Annotated in this window: 14 protein-coding genes; 7 read left to right on the forward strand and 7 right to left on the reverse strand. The window is 67.6% G+C overall.

Features of this window, described 5'->3' with window-relative positions; genetic code table 11:
* Window positions 1–4 precede the first annotated feature (4 nt).
* Window positions 5–1024, reverse strand: a complete 1020-nt coding sequence (locus ASG80_RS17230) for a LacI family DNA-binding transcriptional regulator (protein WP_056732987.1) — start codon at window positions 1022–1024, stop codon at window positions 5–7.
* A gap of 169 nt (window positions 1025–1193) precedes the next feature.
* On the opposite strand from ASG80_RS17230, the gene ASG80_RS17235 reads away from it, so the two are divergent.
* Genes ASG80_RS17235 through rhaS form a run of 4 tightly spaced genes read left to right on the forward strand, consistent with a single transcriptional unit; the run spans window position 1194 to window position 5903 of the window.
* On the forward strand, window positions 1194–2720 hold the full coding sequence (locus ASG80_RS17235) for a sugar ABC transporter ATP-binding protein (RefSeq protein WP_056732989.1): 1527 nt from the start codon (window positions 1194–1196) through the stop codon (window positions 2718–2720).
* Window positions 2717–3748, forward strand: a complete 1032-nt coding sequence (locus ASG80_RS17240; protein ID WP_056732992.1) for an ABC transporter permease — start codon at window positions 2717–2719, stop codon at window positions 3746–3748. The genes ASG80_RS17235 and ASG80_RS17240 overlap by 4 nt, the downstream gene beginning before the upstream one ends.
* Window positions 3745–4809 carry an ABC transporter permease gene (locus ASG80_RS17245; protein ID WP_056732994.1) on the forward strand — a complete coding sequence of 355 codons (1065 nt, stop codon included), beginning with the start codon at window positions 3745–3747 and terminating at the stop codon, window positions 4807–4809. Before ASG80_RS17240 ends, ASG80_RS17245 begins: the two co-directional genes overlap by 4 nt.
* Window positions 4810–4862: 53 nt before the next feature.
* Window positions 4863–5903, forward strand: coding sequence for a rhamnose ABC transporter substrate-binding protein (gene rhaS / locus ASG80_RS17250; protein WP_056732996.1), 1041 nt, complete (start codon window positions 4863–4865; stop codon window positions 5901–5903).
* 283 nt (window positions 5904–6186) lie between these two features.
* Here the strand turns inward: rhaS and ASG80_RS17255 are convergent, their stop codons facing one another.
* Both ASG80_RS17255 and ASG80_RS17260 read right to left on the reverse strand, forming a co-directional pair.
* Window positions 6187–6831 carry a response regulator transcription factor gene (locus ASG80_RS17255; protein WP_056732998.1) on the reverse strand — a complete coding sequence of 215 codons (645 nt, stop codon included), beginning with the start codon at window positions 6829–6831 and terminating at the stop codon, window positions 6187–6189.
* The gene (locus ASG80_RS17260) at window positions 6819–8129 is read right to left on the reverse strand and encodes a sensor histidine kinase (RefSeq protein WP_056733000.1); all 1311 of its coding nucleotides are present in this window, start codon (window positions 8127–8129) and stop codon (window positions 6819–6821) included. Before ASG80_RS17260 ends, ASG80_RS17255 begins: the two co-directional genes overlap by 13 nt.
* 769 nt (window positions 8130–8898) lie before the next feature.
* Between ASG80_RS17260 and ASG80_RS23715 the strand changes: the two genes are divergently transcribed.
* Window positions 8899–9054 carry a hypothetical protein gene (locus ASG80_RS23715; RefSeq protein ID WP_156401922.1) on the forward strand — a complete coding sequence of 52 codons (156 nt, stop codon included), beginning with the start codon at window positions 8899–8901 and terminating at the stop codon, window positions 9052–9054.
* Between the two features lie 114 nt (window positions 9055–9168).
* Entirely contained in the window at window positions 9169–10707 is a 1539-nt protein-coding gene (locus tag ASG80_RS17265; protein ID WP_082590562.1) for a TRAP transporter substrate-binding protein, read from the forward strand.
* Here the strand turns inward: ASG80_RS17265 and ASG80_RS17270 are convergent.
* From ASG80_RS17270 to ASG80_RS17285, 4 genes are all read right to left on the reverse strand, one after another.
* On the reverse strand, window positions 10704–12281 hold the full coding sequence (locus ASG80_RS17270; RefSeq protein ID WP_056733005.1) for an ATP-binding protein: 1578 nt from the start codon (window positions 12279–12281) through the stop codon (window positions 10704–10706). The genes ASG80_RS17265 and ASG80_RS17270 overlap by 4 nt on opposite strands.
* A 466-nt stretch (window positions 12282–12747) precedes the next feature.
* Window positions 12748–13857: an IS630 family transposase gene (locus ASG80_RS17275; protein ID WP_082590564.1), complete on the reverse strand. Its 1110-nt coding sequence runs from the start codon at window positions 13855–13857 to the stop codon at window positions 12748–12750.
* Between the two features lie 49 nt (window positions 13858–13906).
* Complete coding sequence (locus tag ASG80_RS17280; protein WP_156401923.1) at window positions 13907–14452, reverse strand: GFA family protein; 546 nt, start codon at window positions 14450–14452, stop codon at window positions 13907–13909.
* A 77-nt stretch (window positions 14453–14529) separates the two neighbouring features.
* A complete protein-coding gene (locus ASG80_RS17285; RefSeq protein ID WP_200952606.1) occupies window positions 14530–15642 on the reverse strand; it encodes an aldehyde dehydrogenase family protein in 1113 nt (370 codons plus the stop codon).
* A 104-nt stretch (window positions 15643–15746) separates the two neighbouring features.
* On the opposite strand from ASG80_RS17285, the gene ASG80_RS24195 reads away from it, so the two are divergent.
* Window positions 15747–15995: a hypothetical protein gene (locus tag ASG80_RS24195; protein WP_200952607.1), complete on the forward strand. Its 249-nt coding sequence runs from the start codon at window positions 15747–15749 to the stop codon at window positions 15993–15995.
* The last annotated feature ends 11 nt before the right edge of the window (window positions 15996–16006 follow it).

Here is a 16006-nt window from a genome sequence, read left to right on the forward strand (position 1 = left end):
CGCCTTACGCGCGCCGCGGCGCGGTCGACGCGCGCACGATGAGCTCGGGCAGGAACACCGTCTGGCGTGGGATGAAGTCGGGGTCGGACGTCTCCTCGAGCAGCACGCGCAGCGCGGTGCGCCCGATCATCCCGCTCGGTTGGCGCATCGACGAGAGCGGTACCGCTGCGGCGGCCGCGAACGCGATGTCGTCGAAGCCGATGAGGGCGATCTCGTGTGGAACGAGCATCCGCCCGTCGACGACGAGGCCCTGGAGCAAGCCGAGCGCAAGGAGGTCGTTCGCTGCGAAGAGAGCGTCGGGCCAGTCCCGACGAGGCCGTTCGAGGATCCGCGCACCTGCCGCCGCGCCCTCGGCGACGGTGAGGGCACCCGTCGCGATGACCTCGATGTCGACGGGCTCGTCGCTGTTCTCGACCGCCACGCGTGCGCCGGCCAACCGATCGGTGACCTGTCGGATCTCGAACGGTCCGCCGACGAACGCGATACGACGTCGGCCGGTGTCGATGAGGTGCTGGACCGCCATCCGGCCGCCTTCGACGCTGTCCACGGAGACCGAGCTGAAGCGGCCGTCCCCGCTGAAGCGGTCGACGAGCACGGCGTGGATGCCGCGGGCTCGCAGCCGCTCGAGCCGGGGATGGATGTCGCCGTACGGCGAGATGAGCACGCCCCGCACCTGCTGCTCCTCGAACAGGTCGAGGTACATCCGCTCGCGGGCGACGTCCTCGTCGGTGTTGCCGTACAGCACCGCGATGCCGTGCCGAGAGGCCTCGTCTTCGGCGCCCCGCACGACGTCGCCGAAGAACGGGTTCTGGCCGTCGAGCACCACGAAGCCCACGGTCGTGCTCACCCCGCCTCGAAGCTTGCGCGCGGCGTCGTTGCGAACGTAGCCGAGCTCCTCGATGGCGCGGTGGACACGGGTGATCGATTCGGCGGACACCTCGCCGGGCCGGTTGAGGACGTTCGAGACGGTACCCACGGAGACGCCCGCGTGCTGCGCGACATCGCGGATGCTCGCCGCTGCCATCCGTGCTCCTTCACCGTCGACAGTGCACCGGGAGGTGCGGTTTCGCGGCTGACTTGACCGCTGCTCCCGTCCTCCATAGAGTATGCCTGAATCGTACATGAATCGATTCAGATCTGATTCACCTGACTCAGACCTGATTCACCTCAAGGAGGAGGACGTGCCCGTGGAGATGGACGGAGCGAACGGAGCCGCCGTGGCGCCGCCGGCGCTCGAGTTGTCGCGAGTCGTCAAGTCGTTCGGCGCGGTCCTGGCGCTCCGCTCGGGCACGATCACCCTGCACGACGGCTCGATCCACGCACTGATCGGTGAGAACGGCGCCGGCAAGTCCACCCTCGTGAAGATCATCGCGGGGCTGTATCGCCGTGACGCCGGCGAATTCCGCCTGGCAGGCGAGGAGGTCGACTTCCACACCACCGCGCAGTCGAAGGCCGCGGGCATCGCGGTCATCTACCAGGAGCCCACGCTCTTCCCCGACCTGTCGGTGACGGAGAACATCTTCATGGGCCGTCAGCCGACGAACCGATTCGGCCGGATCGACCGCAGGTCGATGCGCACGCAGGCCCAGCAGATCTTCGCCCGCCTGGGCGTCTCGATCGATCCCGACCGGGTCACGGAGGGCCTCTCGATCGCCGATCAGCAGATCATCGAGATCGCGAAGGCGATCTCGCTCGACGCGCGCGTGCTCATCATGGACGAGCCCACCGCCGCGCTCAGCGGTGTCGAGGTGGAGCGGTTGTTCGCGGTCGCGCGCAGCCTGCGCGACGAGGGTCGTGCGCTCCTGTTCATCTCGCACCGCTTCGATGAGGTCTTCGCGCTCTGCGACACCGTCACGGTCATGCGCGACGGCAGCTACATCTCGACCACGCCGATCGTCGACACCAGCGTCGACGAGCTCGTGCGGCAGATGGTGGGCCGGGATGTCGCGGAGCTGTTCCCGAAGCTCCCGGCCGAGATCGGCGCAGACGTGCTGGTCGTCGAGGGCCTCACTCGCGCGGGCGTCTTCCATGACATCGGCTTCACGGTCCGTGCAGGGGAGATCGTCGGCCTGGCCGGGCTCGTGGGCGCGGGTCGCAGCGAGGTCGCCCGTGCGATCTTCGGTGTCGACCCCTACGAGGCCGGATCGGTGCACCTCGAGGGCCGCCAGCTCCCGAAGGGCAATCCGCGGGTCTCGATGGCGCGCGGGATCGCGCTGGTTCCCGAGGACCGCCGCAAGCAGGGCCTCGTGCTCGACGAGAGTGTCACGCGCAACGTCACCCTCGCCATCCGCTCGTCGCTCGCGAAGGCGGGGCTGCTCTGGAGCGCCAGGGAGAACGCCGCAGCAGCGCTCTGGGCGAGTCGTCTCGAGGTGAAGACCGCGGCGCTCGACGCCGAGACCGGCACCCTGAGCGGCGGCAACCAGCAGAAGGTCGTGCTCGGCAAGTGGCTCGCGACCGAGCCGAAGGTGCTCATCGTCGACGAGCCGACCCGCGGCATCGACGTCGGCACGAAGGCGGAGGTGCACCGGCTCCTCTCCGAACTCGCACAGCAGGGAATCGCCATCCTCATGATCTCGTCCGAACTGCCCGAGGTGCTCGGCATGGCCGATCGCGTTCTCGTCATGCGCGAGGGCCACCTGACCGGTGAGTTCTCCCGAGCGGATGCCACGCCTGAGGCCGTGATGTTCGCCGCCACGGCGCAGAAGGAGGGCGCGCTGTGACCACGACCGTCGCACCCCCCAGCCCCAACCCGGTCACCCGCGCCACCGGTCGCGTGTTCAAGGCACGTGAGACCGGCATCCTGATCGCGCTCCTCCTCGTGATCCTGGTGGCGACGATCCGCAATCCGAGCTTCCTATTCTCCAGTGACGGATTCCGCGACCTCATGCTCACGCCATCGTTGCTCATGCTGGTCGCCGTCGGGCAGGCGATCGTGATCATCACGCGCAACGTGGACCTGTCGGTCGGCTCGATCCTGGGTCTCACTGCGTACCTCACCGGCCGGCTGTTCATCGACGTGCCCGGCATCCCGCCGATCCTGGTCTTCCTTGCGGGCCTCGGCTTCGGCGGCCTCCTCGGGCTGATCAACGGCGCGCTCGTCGCGTTCGCGAAGGTGCCCGCGCTCGTGATCACGCTCGGCACGCTCTACATCTACCGCGGCATCAACGTCGCGTGGGCGGGCGGCGACCGCATCAACGCCTCCGACCTGCCCGCCGACTTCCGCGGCGTCGGCACCGGCGCGCTGCTGGGCATCCCATACCTCACGATCATCGCCGTGGTCGTGCTCGTGGTCGCCGCGTGGGTCCTCCGCAACCTGCGCAGCGGACGCGAGTTCTACGCGATCGGCTCCGATCCCGGTGCGGCGCACCTCTACGGCCTTCCCGTGACCCGCCGGATCCTCGCGGCGTTCGTCGTGAGCGGCGCGCTGTCGGGCCTCGCCGGGGTGCTGTACGCGGCGCGCTATGGCACCGTCAGCTCGGGCGCGGGGATCGGCCTGGAACTCCAGGCGATCGGCGCGGCCGTCATCGGCGGCGTCGCCATCTCGGGCGGCGTCGGTACGGTCTGGGGCGCCGCGATCGGTGCCTACCTGCTGCTCACCATCAATCGTGCGCTCCCGATCCTCGGGATCGACGATTTCTGGCAACGAGCGGTCGTCGGCGTCCTGATCATCGGCGCGATCGTGCTCGACCGACTGCTCGCGCTCCGACAATCTCGAAAGCTCCTTGAAGCAAGGGAGGAGGAACGATGACCGCCACAGCGTCCGAGACCCGAACGCCGCGCACCTACCGCACGCATTCGCAGCCGGCATGGCGGCGGATGCTCCTCACCCGCGAGATGGCGGTGATCGCGCTGCTCGTGATCGTCATCGCGGTCGCGCTCGCCGTCGTTCCGAACTTCGACAGCCCCCTGACGGTGACTTACCTGCTCCGCGACGTCGCTCCGATCCTGCTGATCGCGCTGCCCATGACGCTCATCATCATCACGGAGGAGATCGACCTCTCGGTGGCGAGCATCGTGGGACTCACCAGCGTGCTGACCGGCATCCTGACCGAGGCCGGATGGCCGTTCCCCGCCGCCGCGGGCACGGCGATCCTCGTCGGCGCGGTCGCCGGCACCATCAACGGGTTCCTCATCACCGTGGTCGGATTGCCCTCGCTCGCCGTCACGATCGGCACGCTCGCGCTGTTCCGCGGCATCGCCGTCGGCCTGCTCGGCACGACCGCGATCACCGAGTTCCCCGAGTTCTGGACGGATCTCGCCAAGGACAACATTCCCGGCACGCCGATCCCGGGCATCATGATCCCGTTCGTCGTGCTCGCCATCGCCTTCGCCGTGCTCCTGCACTTCACGCCGTTCGGGCGCTCGCTCTACGCGATCGGGCTCAACAAGGAGGCGGCTGCGTTCTCGGGCATCGACGTCGGGCGCACGAAGTTCCTGCTCTTCCTCATGAGCGGCACGGTGTCGGGCTTCGCCGGGGTCTACTTCACCCTGCTCTACAGCAATGCGCGCGGTGACAACGCCATCGGCATGGAACTCTCCGTCATCGCGGCCGTGCTCCTCGGTGGAGTGTCGATCTTCGGCGGTCGCGGGGCGCTGCACGGCGTCATCGCCGGCGTGCTCCTCATCGGCACGCTCGGAAGCGCACTGCGCCTCGCCGGCGTCACGTCCGACATCATCAACGTCATCACCGGGGTGCTGCTCGTGCTCTCGGTGGTGTCCGCCAGCCTCCTCGCTTGGATCCGCCGGAGGCGGATCTCGGCGATCGGGAAGAGAAAGGGGCGCAGCGCGACGTCAGCCGACTCGCCCTGACCCGCCCGCCTGCCATCACAGTCCGGTCACCGGCACCATGAAAGGAAACAACGATGTTCAGTCATGATCGAAAGCGCCGCCCCTTGGGCGTCGGCATCACAGCGCTCGCCGTGGGCGCCGCGCTCGCGCTCAGCGGTTGCGCCACCGGGGGCGGCGGCGCGACCGACGGGGGAGACGGCGACAACCTCGCCATCACGTTCCTGCCGAAGAACCTCGGCAACCCGTACTTCGACACGTCCAACGCCGGAGGCGAGGAGGCGATCGAGGAGTTCGGCGGGACGTACTCCGAGGTCGGCCCGTCCGAGGCGAGCCCCACGTCGCAGGTGACCTTCATCCAGACCGCGGCCCAGCAGGGCGTGGGCGGCCTCGTCGTCTCGGCGAACGACCCCGAGGCGATCTGCGATGCGCTCAACGAGGCTCGGGACGCGGGCGTGAAGGTGGTCACCTTCGACTCCGACACCAACCCGGAGTGCCGCGACCTGTTCATCAACCAGGCGACCGCCGAGGGCATCGCGAAGGTGCAGGTCGACCTCATCGCCGAGCAGATCGGCGACGCCGGCCAGATCGCCATCCTCTCAGCATCCGCGAATGCCACGAACCAGAACGCCTGGATCGAGATGATGGAGGAGGACCTGGCGGCGAACCACCCGAACATCGAGCTCGTCGAAACCGTGTACGGCGACGACGACGACCAGACCTCGTTCGACAAGACGGCCGCGCTCCTGCAGACCTACCCCGAGCTGAAGGGCATCATCTCGCCGACGACGGTGGGCATCGCGGCCGCAGCGCGGTACCTCTCGACCTCCGAGTACAAGGGCAAGGTGGCGCTCACCGGCCTCGGCACCCCGAACCAGATGCGCGAATACGTCGAGGACGGCACGGTCACGTCGTTCGCGCTCTGGAACCCCGCCGACCTCGGCTACCTCGCCGCGTATGCGACGAAGGCGCTGATCGAGGGCGAGATCACGGGTGAAGAGGGCGACACCTTCGAGGCCGGCAAGCTCGGCGACTACGAGGTCGGCGCCGACGCCTCGGTGCTGCTCGGCGACCCGTTCGTGTTCGACGCGGACAACATCGGCGACTTCGACTTCTGATTGGCGGATGCCGCCGCAGCGGGCCCGGGACGACACGTCCCGGGCCCGCTGAGGAGCGGGTACCTACACGAGCTAGTGTCGCGTGTCGTTAGTTTCTGAACGGTTGTGTTCTGAAATCATGAGGTCCGCGAATCGTCCTTGGCGGGGCAGTTGAAGATCGGCAACACCACGGTCGCTCGCGGGTTCTGGCCTGGCGCCATGCTGCTCGGACTGGCCAATATGTAGCGCGCTGCTTGCGTTGTTCTCGACCCCGGATCGGGCGGCGCTGGGTCAGTCCTGAGACTCAGCTGCGGAGCAACGTGAGCACTGCCAGCACGCGACGGTTGACGTCTGGTGATGGCTCCAGGCCGAGCTTGCGGAATACCTGAGCGCACACCGCTTCGACGGTCCGTTCGCTCACCACCAGCTCGGCGGCGATGCCCGAATTCGACCGCCCTTCGGCCAACAGGGCGAGGATCTCTCGCTCGCGCGGCGTGAGGTGGCTAAGCGGGGAGTCCGGGCGCCGACGTTGCATGAGGCGGGACACGATGGTGGGGTCGATGACGCATTCGCCCTCGGTCACCCGGCGCAGCGCATCGATGAGGACGGCGATATCGGATACCCGCTCCTTGAGTAGGTAACCGAGCCTGCCGGGCTGGTCGGCAAGCAGCCGCTGGGCGTAGCGTGCCTCGAGGTACTGGCTGAGCACGACGACTGCCGTCGTCGGGTATCGCTCCCGGATGCGGCGAGCCGCGACCAAACCCTCGTCGGTGTGGGTCGGCGGCATCCGGATGTCGACGATCGCGACATCCGGATCTTCTAGGGCGACCAGGCGCAGGAGCGCATCGGCGTCGGCCGCTTCCCCGACGACGTCGACGCCAGCATCGGTGAGCAGTCGAGCGAGCCCCGAGCGGACCAGCATGACGTCATCGGCAACTACGACCCGCATGGGATCACCGCCGTCACCACCGTCGCGCCGGTCGCAGTCTCTGACCTGGTGAGCTGTCCGCCGAGGGCGCCAACCCGGTCGGCAATGTCCACGAAGTCTCTCGCCACACCCGCTCCACCGCCGACTTCTACCTCTGCCCGGACGGTCAGTGTGTCGTCGGCCTGGTCGATCGAGATCAGGGCATGGCTGCCCGGTGCCGGGTGCTCGACCGAGCCGAGGACGGCCGCGGCCGTCGCGTAGGCGGCCATCGCCGCGTCGGCGCCGACATCGATACGGGAACGGACGTCCAACCTCGTCGGCACATCCGATGCCGCGACCAGCTCGTCCAAGGCCGCGGCAAGCCCCTCTTCGGCGAGCACACTGGGAAAGATGCCATGCGCGAGCCGGCGCAGGTGGGCGAGGGCGGCCCGAACCTCGTCCTCGGCTCTGGCCAATGCCGGGGCGGTCGAGGGATCGACACCGGCGAGGGCGACCCTCAGATGGAACGCGGCACTGACCAGGCGCTGCTGTGCCCCGTCGTGCAGGTCGCGTTCGATGCGCCGCCGCTCACCGTCAGACGTGGCGACCACGCGTCGCTGGGACGCCTGAACCTCCGCCAGCCGCGCCCTCGCCACCGCCGAGAGCTGCGCGTTCTGCAGCGCCAGCCGGGTAGCGGGTGTGACCGCCGCGAGCACCTCACCCTCATCGGTGCCCCGGGCGACCAGAAGACGAAGCACCGGGCCCGACTCGTCCGACAAGACGACGTACCGGTCGTGGCCGGGCCCCTCGGTGGCCTCGCGGCCAGCGGCGTCGACCCATCGCGCCTCGCCCGGGATAGCGAAATGAACCCCTTCGACACCGCCGAGCGCCGCCACCGATCCGGACAGCCGGGCAGCCAACCGGTCCACGGCAGAACGGGTACGCAGGGTCCGGGCCGCGACCACGCAGATCGCAAGGGCGACGATTGCCACAGCGACCGGCTGGAGGATCAGCAGCAGACCGGCAGCTGCGATGTCCCCCCAGGTCGCCAACCGCAATATCGCCGACACGACCTGCACGCTCAGCGCCACCAGCACGGCGCCAACGATCAGGCGCGGGGTTCGCGGATCGCTGGCTCTCGACACGATGACCCCAGCAAGGATTGCCGCGACCATTGTCAGCGAGCACGAAACGACCACGGCCGATCTGGTAGAGAGCAATCCATCCAGGAGCGGTGTCACATCGGCGCAGGTGCGGGCGCATCCCAGGTCGGCGAACGGGTTGTAGCCGAGGAGATGAACCAGCGCGCCGCCGACGACCAGCGCGAACACGACGCGCATCGCCCTGGACGCGTTCCGGGAACTCGATGCCGGCCAGCCAAGGGCAACCTGGGCCACTCCCACGACGACGAACGGTGTGGCAGCGAGAGCCCCAGCACGCGCGACGTCAGGAAGCCATGACCAGGCCGCCCACAACGGCAGGAGCGAGCCGGCGGTAGCCACAGCCAGCCCAATGGACGCCCTCGGGGGATTAGCACGGGTCGCCCATAGGCCGGCGATGATGAGTCCGACAGCTGCCACGCCGACCGCTGTCAGCCAGGCCGGTAGCCGGCGTTCGGCAAACGCGAGCGGATCATCACCGACCCGAGCCGCCAGAGCTGACATCAGCACCGTCAATACCGCAACCCCGGTGGCCAGGGATGTGCTCACTGTCGCGGCATGACGTGCCCGCCCTGGCGTGGGTTGGGTTCCGCCGGCCGTGACCATAGCACCATTGTGCGCACATCGGAGCTCGGGCGATTCAGTGTTATCCACATCCGAATACCGAGGGAACCCGGTGGGCCACGTCGATCCTGGCTCCTAGCGTCCAAGCAGCGGACGATCAGGAGGCCGCGGCGGCCCCCAGATTCGCGGATCATCTTCGTCGCCAGCTCGGACGACCCAGCCCATCGGTCGTCGAGAAGCTGGTCGCCGAGGACCCGACCGTGCAGGCAGGTCTCACCGGAACCGGCGAGTCCGACTTCTTCGGGGCCGACGGGGTCCTCGCCAACGAGCATTTCGACACGCTGACGTCCATCCTCGAGGACTACGAGGCTGAGCAGGCCCGGGTGTGCCACGGTGCCGAATTGCCGCACCGACGCCGGCGCGCGCTGCGTGCGTCGACCGCCTGGAGAACTTCTCCGGCGACTGGAACCACAACTTGCAGGGACAGGCGGAGGCCGCAGAGATCGCCTGGCTCGCCGTCGCCGCGCTGCTGGAGTTGTGACGACCCGCGTCCGGCTGGTGCAGTGTTATCCACATCCGAATACCGAGGAAACCCGGTGGGCGAGGCCGATCCCGGCTTCTAGCGTCCAGACATCGGACGACTTGGGAGGCCACGATGAACATGAGAACAACCGGTCTATGGGCCGCAGCCGTGGCGACGGCTGTCCTTGTGGCGGCGTGCTCGGCTGGCGTGGACAAAGCAGGCGCCGACACGGTTGTGCTGCGGCTGGCGACCATCGACCTTGTCAACAACAACGGCCAGTCCTACGGGCCGGAGGCCTTCGTCGAGAACCTGGAGGAGGTGTCCGGAGGCCGGATCAAGGTGGAGGTGACGACCAAGTACGGGCAGTCGGCGCCGGAGGCGGAGTCCGATCTGGTGGAGGCGATCGCCTCCGGTGAGGTGGACGGCGGCTGGCCCTCGACCCGCGCCTTCGCCCGCGCCGGCATCACCGGCCTGGAGGCGGTCGAGGCGCCGATGACGCTGACGAGCTACGCGGCCGAGAAGGCGCTGGTGTCCGGTCCGGTCGCGGACAAGCTGCTGGCGAAACTGGAGGGGACTGGCGTCCTCGGTCTCGACCTCGCGGTGGGCCCGCTTCGCCGACCGTTCGCTGCGGAGGCACCGCTGCTCGGGCCGGAGGACTGGGCCGGTGCGACGTTCCGGGTCTACAACTCACCGGTGCAAACCGACGCGGTGCGCCTTCTCGGCGCCACGCCGGTAAACCTGGGCCTCGGATGGATCGACGAGGTGCGGGCCGGACGCCTGCGCGGCGTGGAGTTCGACATTGCGCAGTACGCGGCGATGGGAGAAACCACCGAGGCCGGCTACAGCACCGCCAACGTCATACTGTGGCCGAAGGTGTTCGTTCTATCCGTCAGCCAGAAACGCTTCGACGCGCTCAGCGACGAACAGCAGAACTGGGTGCGGGAGGCCGCCGACAAGGCGATGCAGGTCTCGGTCGATGCGACCTACGACGAAACCACCATCGCACAAGAGCTGTGCGGGAAAGGCACGCGCTTCATCACTGCCAGCCCCGACCAGATCGCCGCACTACGCACCAGCCTGCAGCCGGTCCTGGACGGCCTCGCCGCCGACCCGGCCAACGGCACGCTGCTTGCGGAGATCCAGGCAATAGCGGCCGACCACCCAGAGCCCGACGTCCCCACCGTGCCCGAGGCCTGCCAGCAAGGCACGGCGGACGACCAGTCGGCTGCTCCGCCAGCCTCCCCAGGCACCGGCGCTCCGGACCAGGTATCCGACCTGCCTGATGGCGAATACCGGGTGGAGATCACGACGGACGACCTCGCGGCGGCAGGATTGGACAACCACGATGGGACGTCAGGTACGTGGACGTTGACGGTTCGCGACGGCACGTATGAAATGCGCTGCCGGCCCATCGACGATCCAGGGATCGACTGCGGACAGGAGGTCGAAGATGGCCCGCTCGACGCCGGCTACCTACGGGGAACTGGTCAGACCGTGACCCTCGTGTACGACCCTGAACTGTTGTCCAAGCTGACCGGATGCAAGCTTCCTGTCTCCGAGACGCTGCCCGATCACTGCGGGCCCGGCGGCGGCGGCCCGCTGACGTGGGAGATCGAGGGCGACAGCCTCACGTTTAGTGGCGACTTCGAACCGTGGACGAAGATCGGCTAGTCCGTAACCACCGCTGTCACCGTCGTGCCGGCTCCGGGTGCGCTATCGACCCGGAGCCGGCCGTTCAGCGTTGCCAGCCGGTCGGCGAGCCCTTGCAGCCCCGACCCAGACGGGTTGGCGCCGCCCTGGCCGTCGTCGGAAACCGTGGCCATAATCGCACTGTTGACTCGCCGTACGGTGATGTCGATCCGGTTCGCGTCGGCGTATTTGACTGCGTTGGCCAGAGCCTCTGAGCAGACGTAGAAGAACGCTGACTCGGTGTCCGCGTCGCCGGCCGCATCTGCGTCGACGGTTACCGACACCGGTACCGGGCTGCGCTGGGCCACTGTATCCAGGGCGGCACGGAGCCGCCCGCCCCCGAGCTGAGCCGGAGGTACTCCTGCGACGAGCTCGACGATCTCGTCCCGTGCGGTTGCCAGCTCCGTGACGACGACGTCGAGAGACCCGGCTACCGCCGGATGACGCGTTGCCGGACGAACCGCAGTCAACTCAGACTGGGCCCGTTGCAGGGACGGTCCCACGTCCTGCCGGAGCTGCGTCGCGGCTCGCTCCCGCTCGCGGTCCGCAGCAGCGACGATCCTGGCGCGGGAGGCTTCGAGCTCGGCGAGCTGCTGCCGCTGCTCCTCCTGCAAGCGCAGATGTCTCACCGCCAGCCGGACTGCGGCAGCAACCGCGTCTGCCGTCGGTGGATCGTCCAGCACCAGCGACTGATGCGCGACGACGGCAACACGCCCGTCGGGATCGTCCACCGTGAGCCACCGCCGGTCACCACCTCCGGCTGGCACCAGGCGACCACCCTCGTCGACGTATCCCACATCCGGGCTGTGCCAGCGGAAGACCTGGACGCTGGGATCACCAAGTACGCGTCCCAACACGACCGCAAACCCGTCCAGACCCGTGAGCCGCTCGCCGGCGAGCAGCCGGTCGGCGAGCCGTGCCCGGCTGCGAATGACTGCCTGTGCGGCGACCGGAAACGCGATCGCCACGGCTAGGAGCACCAGCTCAAAACCCACCAGCGCCACGGTCGGATCGAAGACGTCCGCCCGCCAACGGGCGACTGACCACGAGGCGCCCAGCGTGGCCGCCACAGTGATAGCCGCGACCGTCGGGTATCCGGTGGCGGTATCCGGTCGGCCCTCGATCAGTACAAGCAAGGTGACCAGGGCGAACAGCGCGGCCACGGCTATCTGCGGCAGGAGCCCGATCGCGACCGGCACGGCCAGACCCACCAGCAGCCAGCGGCTCAGTCCTCGCACTCGCCCGGTCGGGAATGCGATCAGCGACACAACCAGTACCGCCTGAGGTAAGGAGCGTGCCGCGGGCAAGAACGAGGCGGTAAGCCAAGCCGCACCCACTGCCGCCATGAGCCCGCGTTCAGCGTTGGATCCAGGCGCAAGCGCGGCGGCAACCACGAAGGCTATACCGGTGGCCACGTCGAGGACGACGAGCCACGTGCTCGCGTGCGGTGCAGCTACGTCGGCACGGATGGCAAGGACGACGAGCGTGACCAGGACCAGAGTCGCCGCGAACCCCGCTGCGGCATCTCGGATCCGGTTTGAGATTTCTGCTCGCACGCTGCAATCGTGACATCCGCAGATCGGGAGCGCCAGAAGGGGTGAAGCGCCCTGGGCTTGATAGGGACTCTGGTGTGCCCCCCGTGTGCAGGCCGTGACGGCATCCAGGTCAAGGCCGTACGTGGTGTCGCCGGTGGCGGCATATGCCGTTGGTCGCTCCCCTGCCTTCTGCATGAGCCGCTCGGCGCCCTTCCGGTTCCCGCGGCGGCGTGGGTGATCGCCACGTAGATCTGCGCCAGTCCCTGCCACAGGTCTCTCCACAACTGGCCCGGCCCTTCCAGCGACTCCAGGACCTTGTGGGCCGGCGGAGGGACTCCCGGCCTTCGCCAGTCCCGGAGCCGCCGCGAATCGGGTGGCCGGGAGGGGTTCGTTCAGGGCGCATTCGTGCGCGGGCGCGGCTCGGCGGGGCTTGATGATGTCGCCCGCACGGGGCACCGGTGGAGATCGAACTGGCGTTGCAGCCTGGCTAGTGGCGCGGATTTGAAGTTGTTGGGCGGTTGGCTTTCTGGAGGATATCTTCGGCGGTCTTGGTCCACACAAATGGATGGGCTCGTTGGTTCCAGCCCTCGATGTAGGCACGGAGTTTGGCGTTGAGGTCGGGTACGGACTTGAAGACGCCGCGGCGCACGGCCTGGCGTTCGACGAGGCCGAACCAGACCTCCACGAGGTTCATCCAGGAGGCATGGGTGGGGGTGAAGTGGACCTTGAACCGCGGGTTCACCTCCAGCCAGTCGCGGACGTTCTTGTGCTTGTGGGCGGCGTAGTTGTCCATCACCAGGTGCAGCTCGAGCGGCTGGCCGTGCTCGTCGACCGCGTCGCGGTAGGTCCGTTCGATGTGCTTGAGGAAGGCCAGGAACTCCTGGTGGCGGTGCTTGGGCTTGAGCGCCGCAGTGACTTTGCCGGTGGCGATCTCCAGGGCGGCGAACAGGGTGGTGGTGCCGTGGCGGTAGTAGTCGTGGGAGCGGCGCTCGACCTTGCCGGGCTGCATCGGCAGGATCGGCACGGAGCGGTCCAGGGCCTGGATCTGGGACTTCTCATCGATGCTGAGCACGATCGCCTTCGCGGGGATGTCGGCGTGGGTGCCGAGGTAGAGCCCGCAGATGTCGGTGACCTTCCCGACCAGCTCGGGATCGGTGGAGAAACGGAACGACTCCGCCTTCCATGGCTTGATCCCATAGGCCCGCCACGCGCGAGCGACCGTGGTGTTGCCGATCTTCAACTGCCCCGCCAGCAGCCGGGTTGACCAGTGGGTCACCCCCAGCTTCTTCGGTGGCGGGGTGAGTGTCGCGGTCACGATCGCGGCATGGTCCAGCTCCCGGGGACGGCCTGAGCGCTCCTGATCCTCCAGCCCAGCCAGCCCGAGCTCCTCATAGCGTGCCCGCCACTGGATCACTGTGGTCGGCGAGGCCGCGACCCGATGCGCGATCTCCCGGTTCCCGACCCCGTCGGCGGCCAGCAGGATCATCCGCGCCCGCTTGACCAACCCCGACCTCACCGAGCGTGACCGCAGCCAGGACTCCAACTTCTCCCGGTCGCCGTCGCGCAGCGCCAACGCCGGGGCAGGACGATTCGCCATGCCCTCATGATTTCGAACACAACCGTTCAGAAACTAACGACACGCGACACTAGCCTCGCCGGACCATCCGGAGGATCATCCCGCCGATCGCCGACTGGCTGCTCGCGAAGTAGTGGTGCTTCGGAAGATCATCCGTGGCGTCCGCCTCCCGGAGTCGGTAGTAGATGTGCCGCTGCACGGGCGGCAGCTCGTCTTGGCGCTCGAAGTTGCCGCTGGGGATGAAGTACGTCTTCGTGGGGCCGGATCCGATCGACTCGATGAACGGCTGGCCGCACTCATTGCACCGTGCGCGGTCGAGATCTGCGCACTTCGCGAAGCGTCCCTTGTCGGGGTGCCCGAACCGCGAGCCCCGCCCGTGTGCGAAGCCCGGGGGCAGGAGGCGGGGTCGCTTGGACGTCGCGTGATCCGCGTGGACTGTGACGTGTGCCGCGCGCACCATGGTGACGTCGGTGGACGGCTTGCCCATGAACTCCTGGCAGTACAGGCAGTGGCAGGTGAACCGCTGCGTCGGCACCACGCTCAGCTCGAACGTGTTCGCGCCGCAGGCGCACGAGCCGCGCATCATGGTTGTGGTTGGTGTGGTGTCGGTTGACATGAGCTCTCGCTCCATTCTGTGTTGGTCGTGGTGATGGGCGTCGGCGGAAGCCGACGCACGCCTCGTATCGGACGCGCTCATCGAAGAAAGACGTTGAGGATCGCATCGGCGCGCCGACCGAATGGGGCGTGCAGGAGGTTTGTGCTGTTCCAGCGACCCTGCACGAAGATGCCCTTGGGGTGGCTCAGCGTCCGGAAGCCTTCGACGCCGTGGTACTTGCCCATGCCGCTTGCTCCGACGCCGCCGAACGGAAGGTCGTCCTGCCCGACGTGCATGATCGTTCCATTGATGGTGACATTGCCCGACGTCGTACGATTCAGGACCTTGCGCCGGTCGGCATCATCTCTTCCGAAGTAGTAGAGCGCCAGTGGTCTCGGCCGTGCGTTCACGAAGTCGATCGCGTCATCGATATCTCGATACGGGAAGATCGGCAGGATCGGGCCGAAGATCTCCTCGTGGGCGATGCGCATCTCGTCCGTGACGCCGAGCACGACGGTCGGCGCAAGCGTGTGGGGGCGGCGGGACGCGTCGCCGGGCCTGTTGCCGACCTCGATGATCCGTGCTCCATGGGCGCGAGCATCGTCGATCAGCCCGTTCAGTTCTGCATACTGCTGGTCATTGACGATGGACGTGTAGTCGATGCTCGTCGGGCCATCGGGGTAGGCGGTCCTTACCAGCCTGTCGTAGCTCCTGATGAAGGAATCGACCTCGGATTCGTGGACCAGGGCGTAATCGGGGGCGATGCAGGTCTGCCCGCCGCTGAGCAGTTTGCCGAAGACGATGTTGGAGACCGCGCGGTCGTGCACGTGACCCTTCGCTACGATCGACGGCGACTTGCCACCGAGCTCCAGCGTGACCGGCACGAGATGCTCGCTCGCCGCCTTCATGACGGATTTCCCGACCGCGGTACTTCCCGTGAAGACGAGATGATCGAACGGCAGCGCGGAGAATGCCGAACCGTCACCGCTGACGACGGTCACCTGTTCTGCTGGGAATGTCTCACTCACCATCGCCGCGAGCACTGTATTCGTTCGCGGCGCGAACTTGGACGGCTTGAGCATCACTCGGTTGCCAGCGGCGATTGCGGTGACCACCGGCAACAGCGACAAGTTGACGGGGTAGTTCCACGGTGAGATGACGCCGACCACACCAAGGGGCTGGTATTCGACGTGGTTGCTTCCGGCGCGCATGTGCAAGGCGTCCGACGACGGGTCGGGCGCATGAACCTGGGAAGGTTGCGCTTCAGGTAGTCGATGCCCTGCACAACGCCGGCGATTTCCATCATCGCTGTCTCATGTCGCGAGCGATTGCCGAAATCGGTGTTGATCGCCTCTTCGATGGCGTTCCGCCGGGCCAGCAACGCGGACTTGAACGCGCTCAGATCCTGCTGCCGTTTCGCGAGCGATGGCGCTCCGTCGCGGAGGAAGGCGGCGCGCTGAACAGCGAGGATGTTGCCGAAGAGCTCCGCATCTGTGATCTGTGGTGTGGCTTCTCTCGTGAGAGTCATGGTCTGCTCCTTGATGGTGTGGGTGGACATGGGTGAACGTGCGAGCC

It is taken from the genome of Agromyces sp. Soil535 (genome assembly GCF_001428255.1).
In the GTDB taxonomy this organism is placed as follows: Bacteria; Actinomycetota; Actinomycetes; order Actinomycetales; family Microbacteriaceae; genus Agromyces.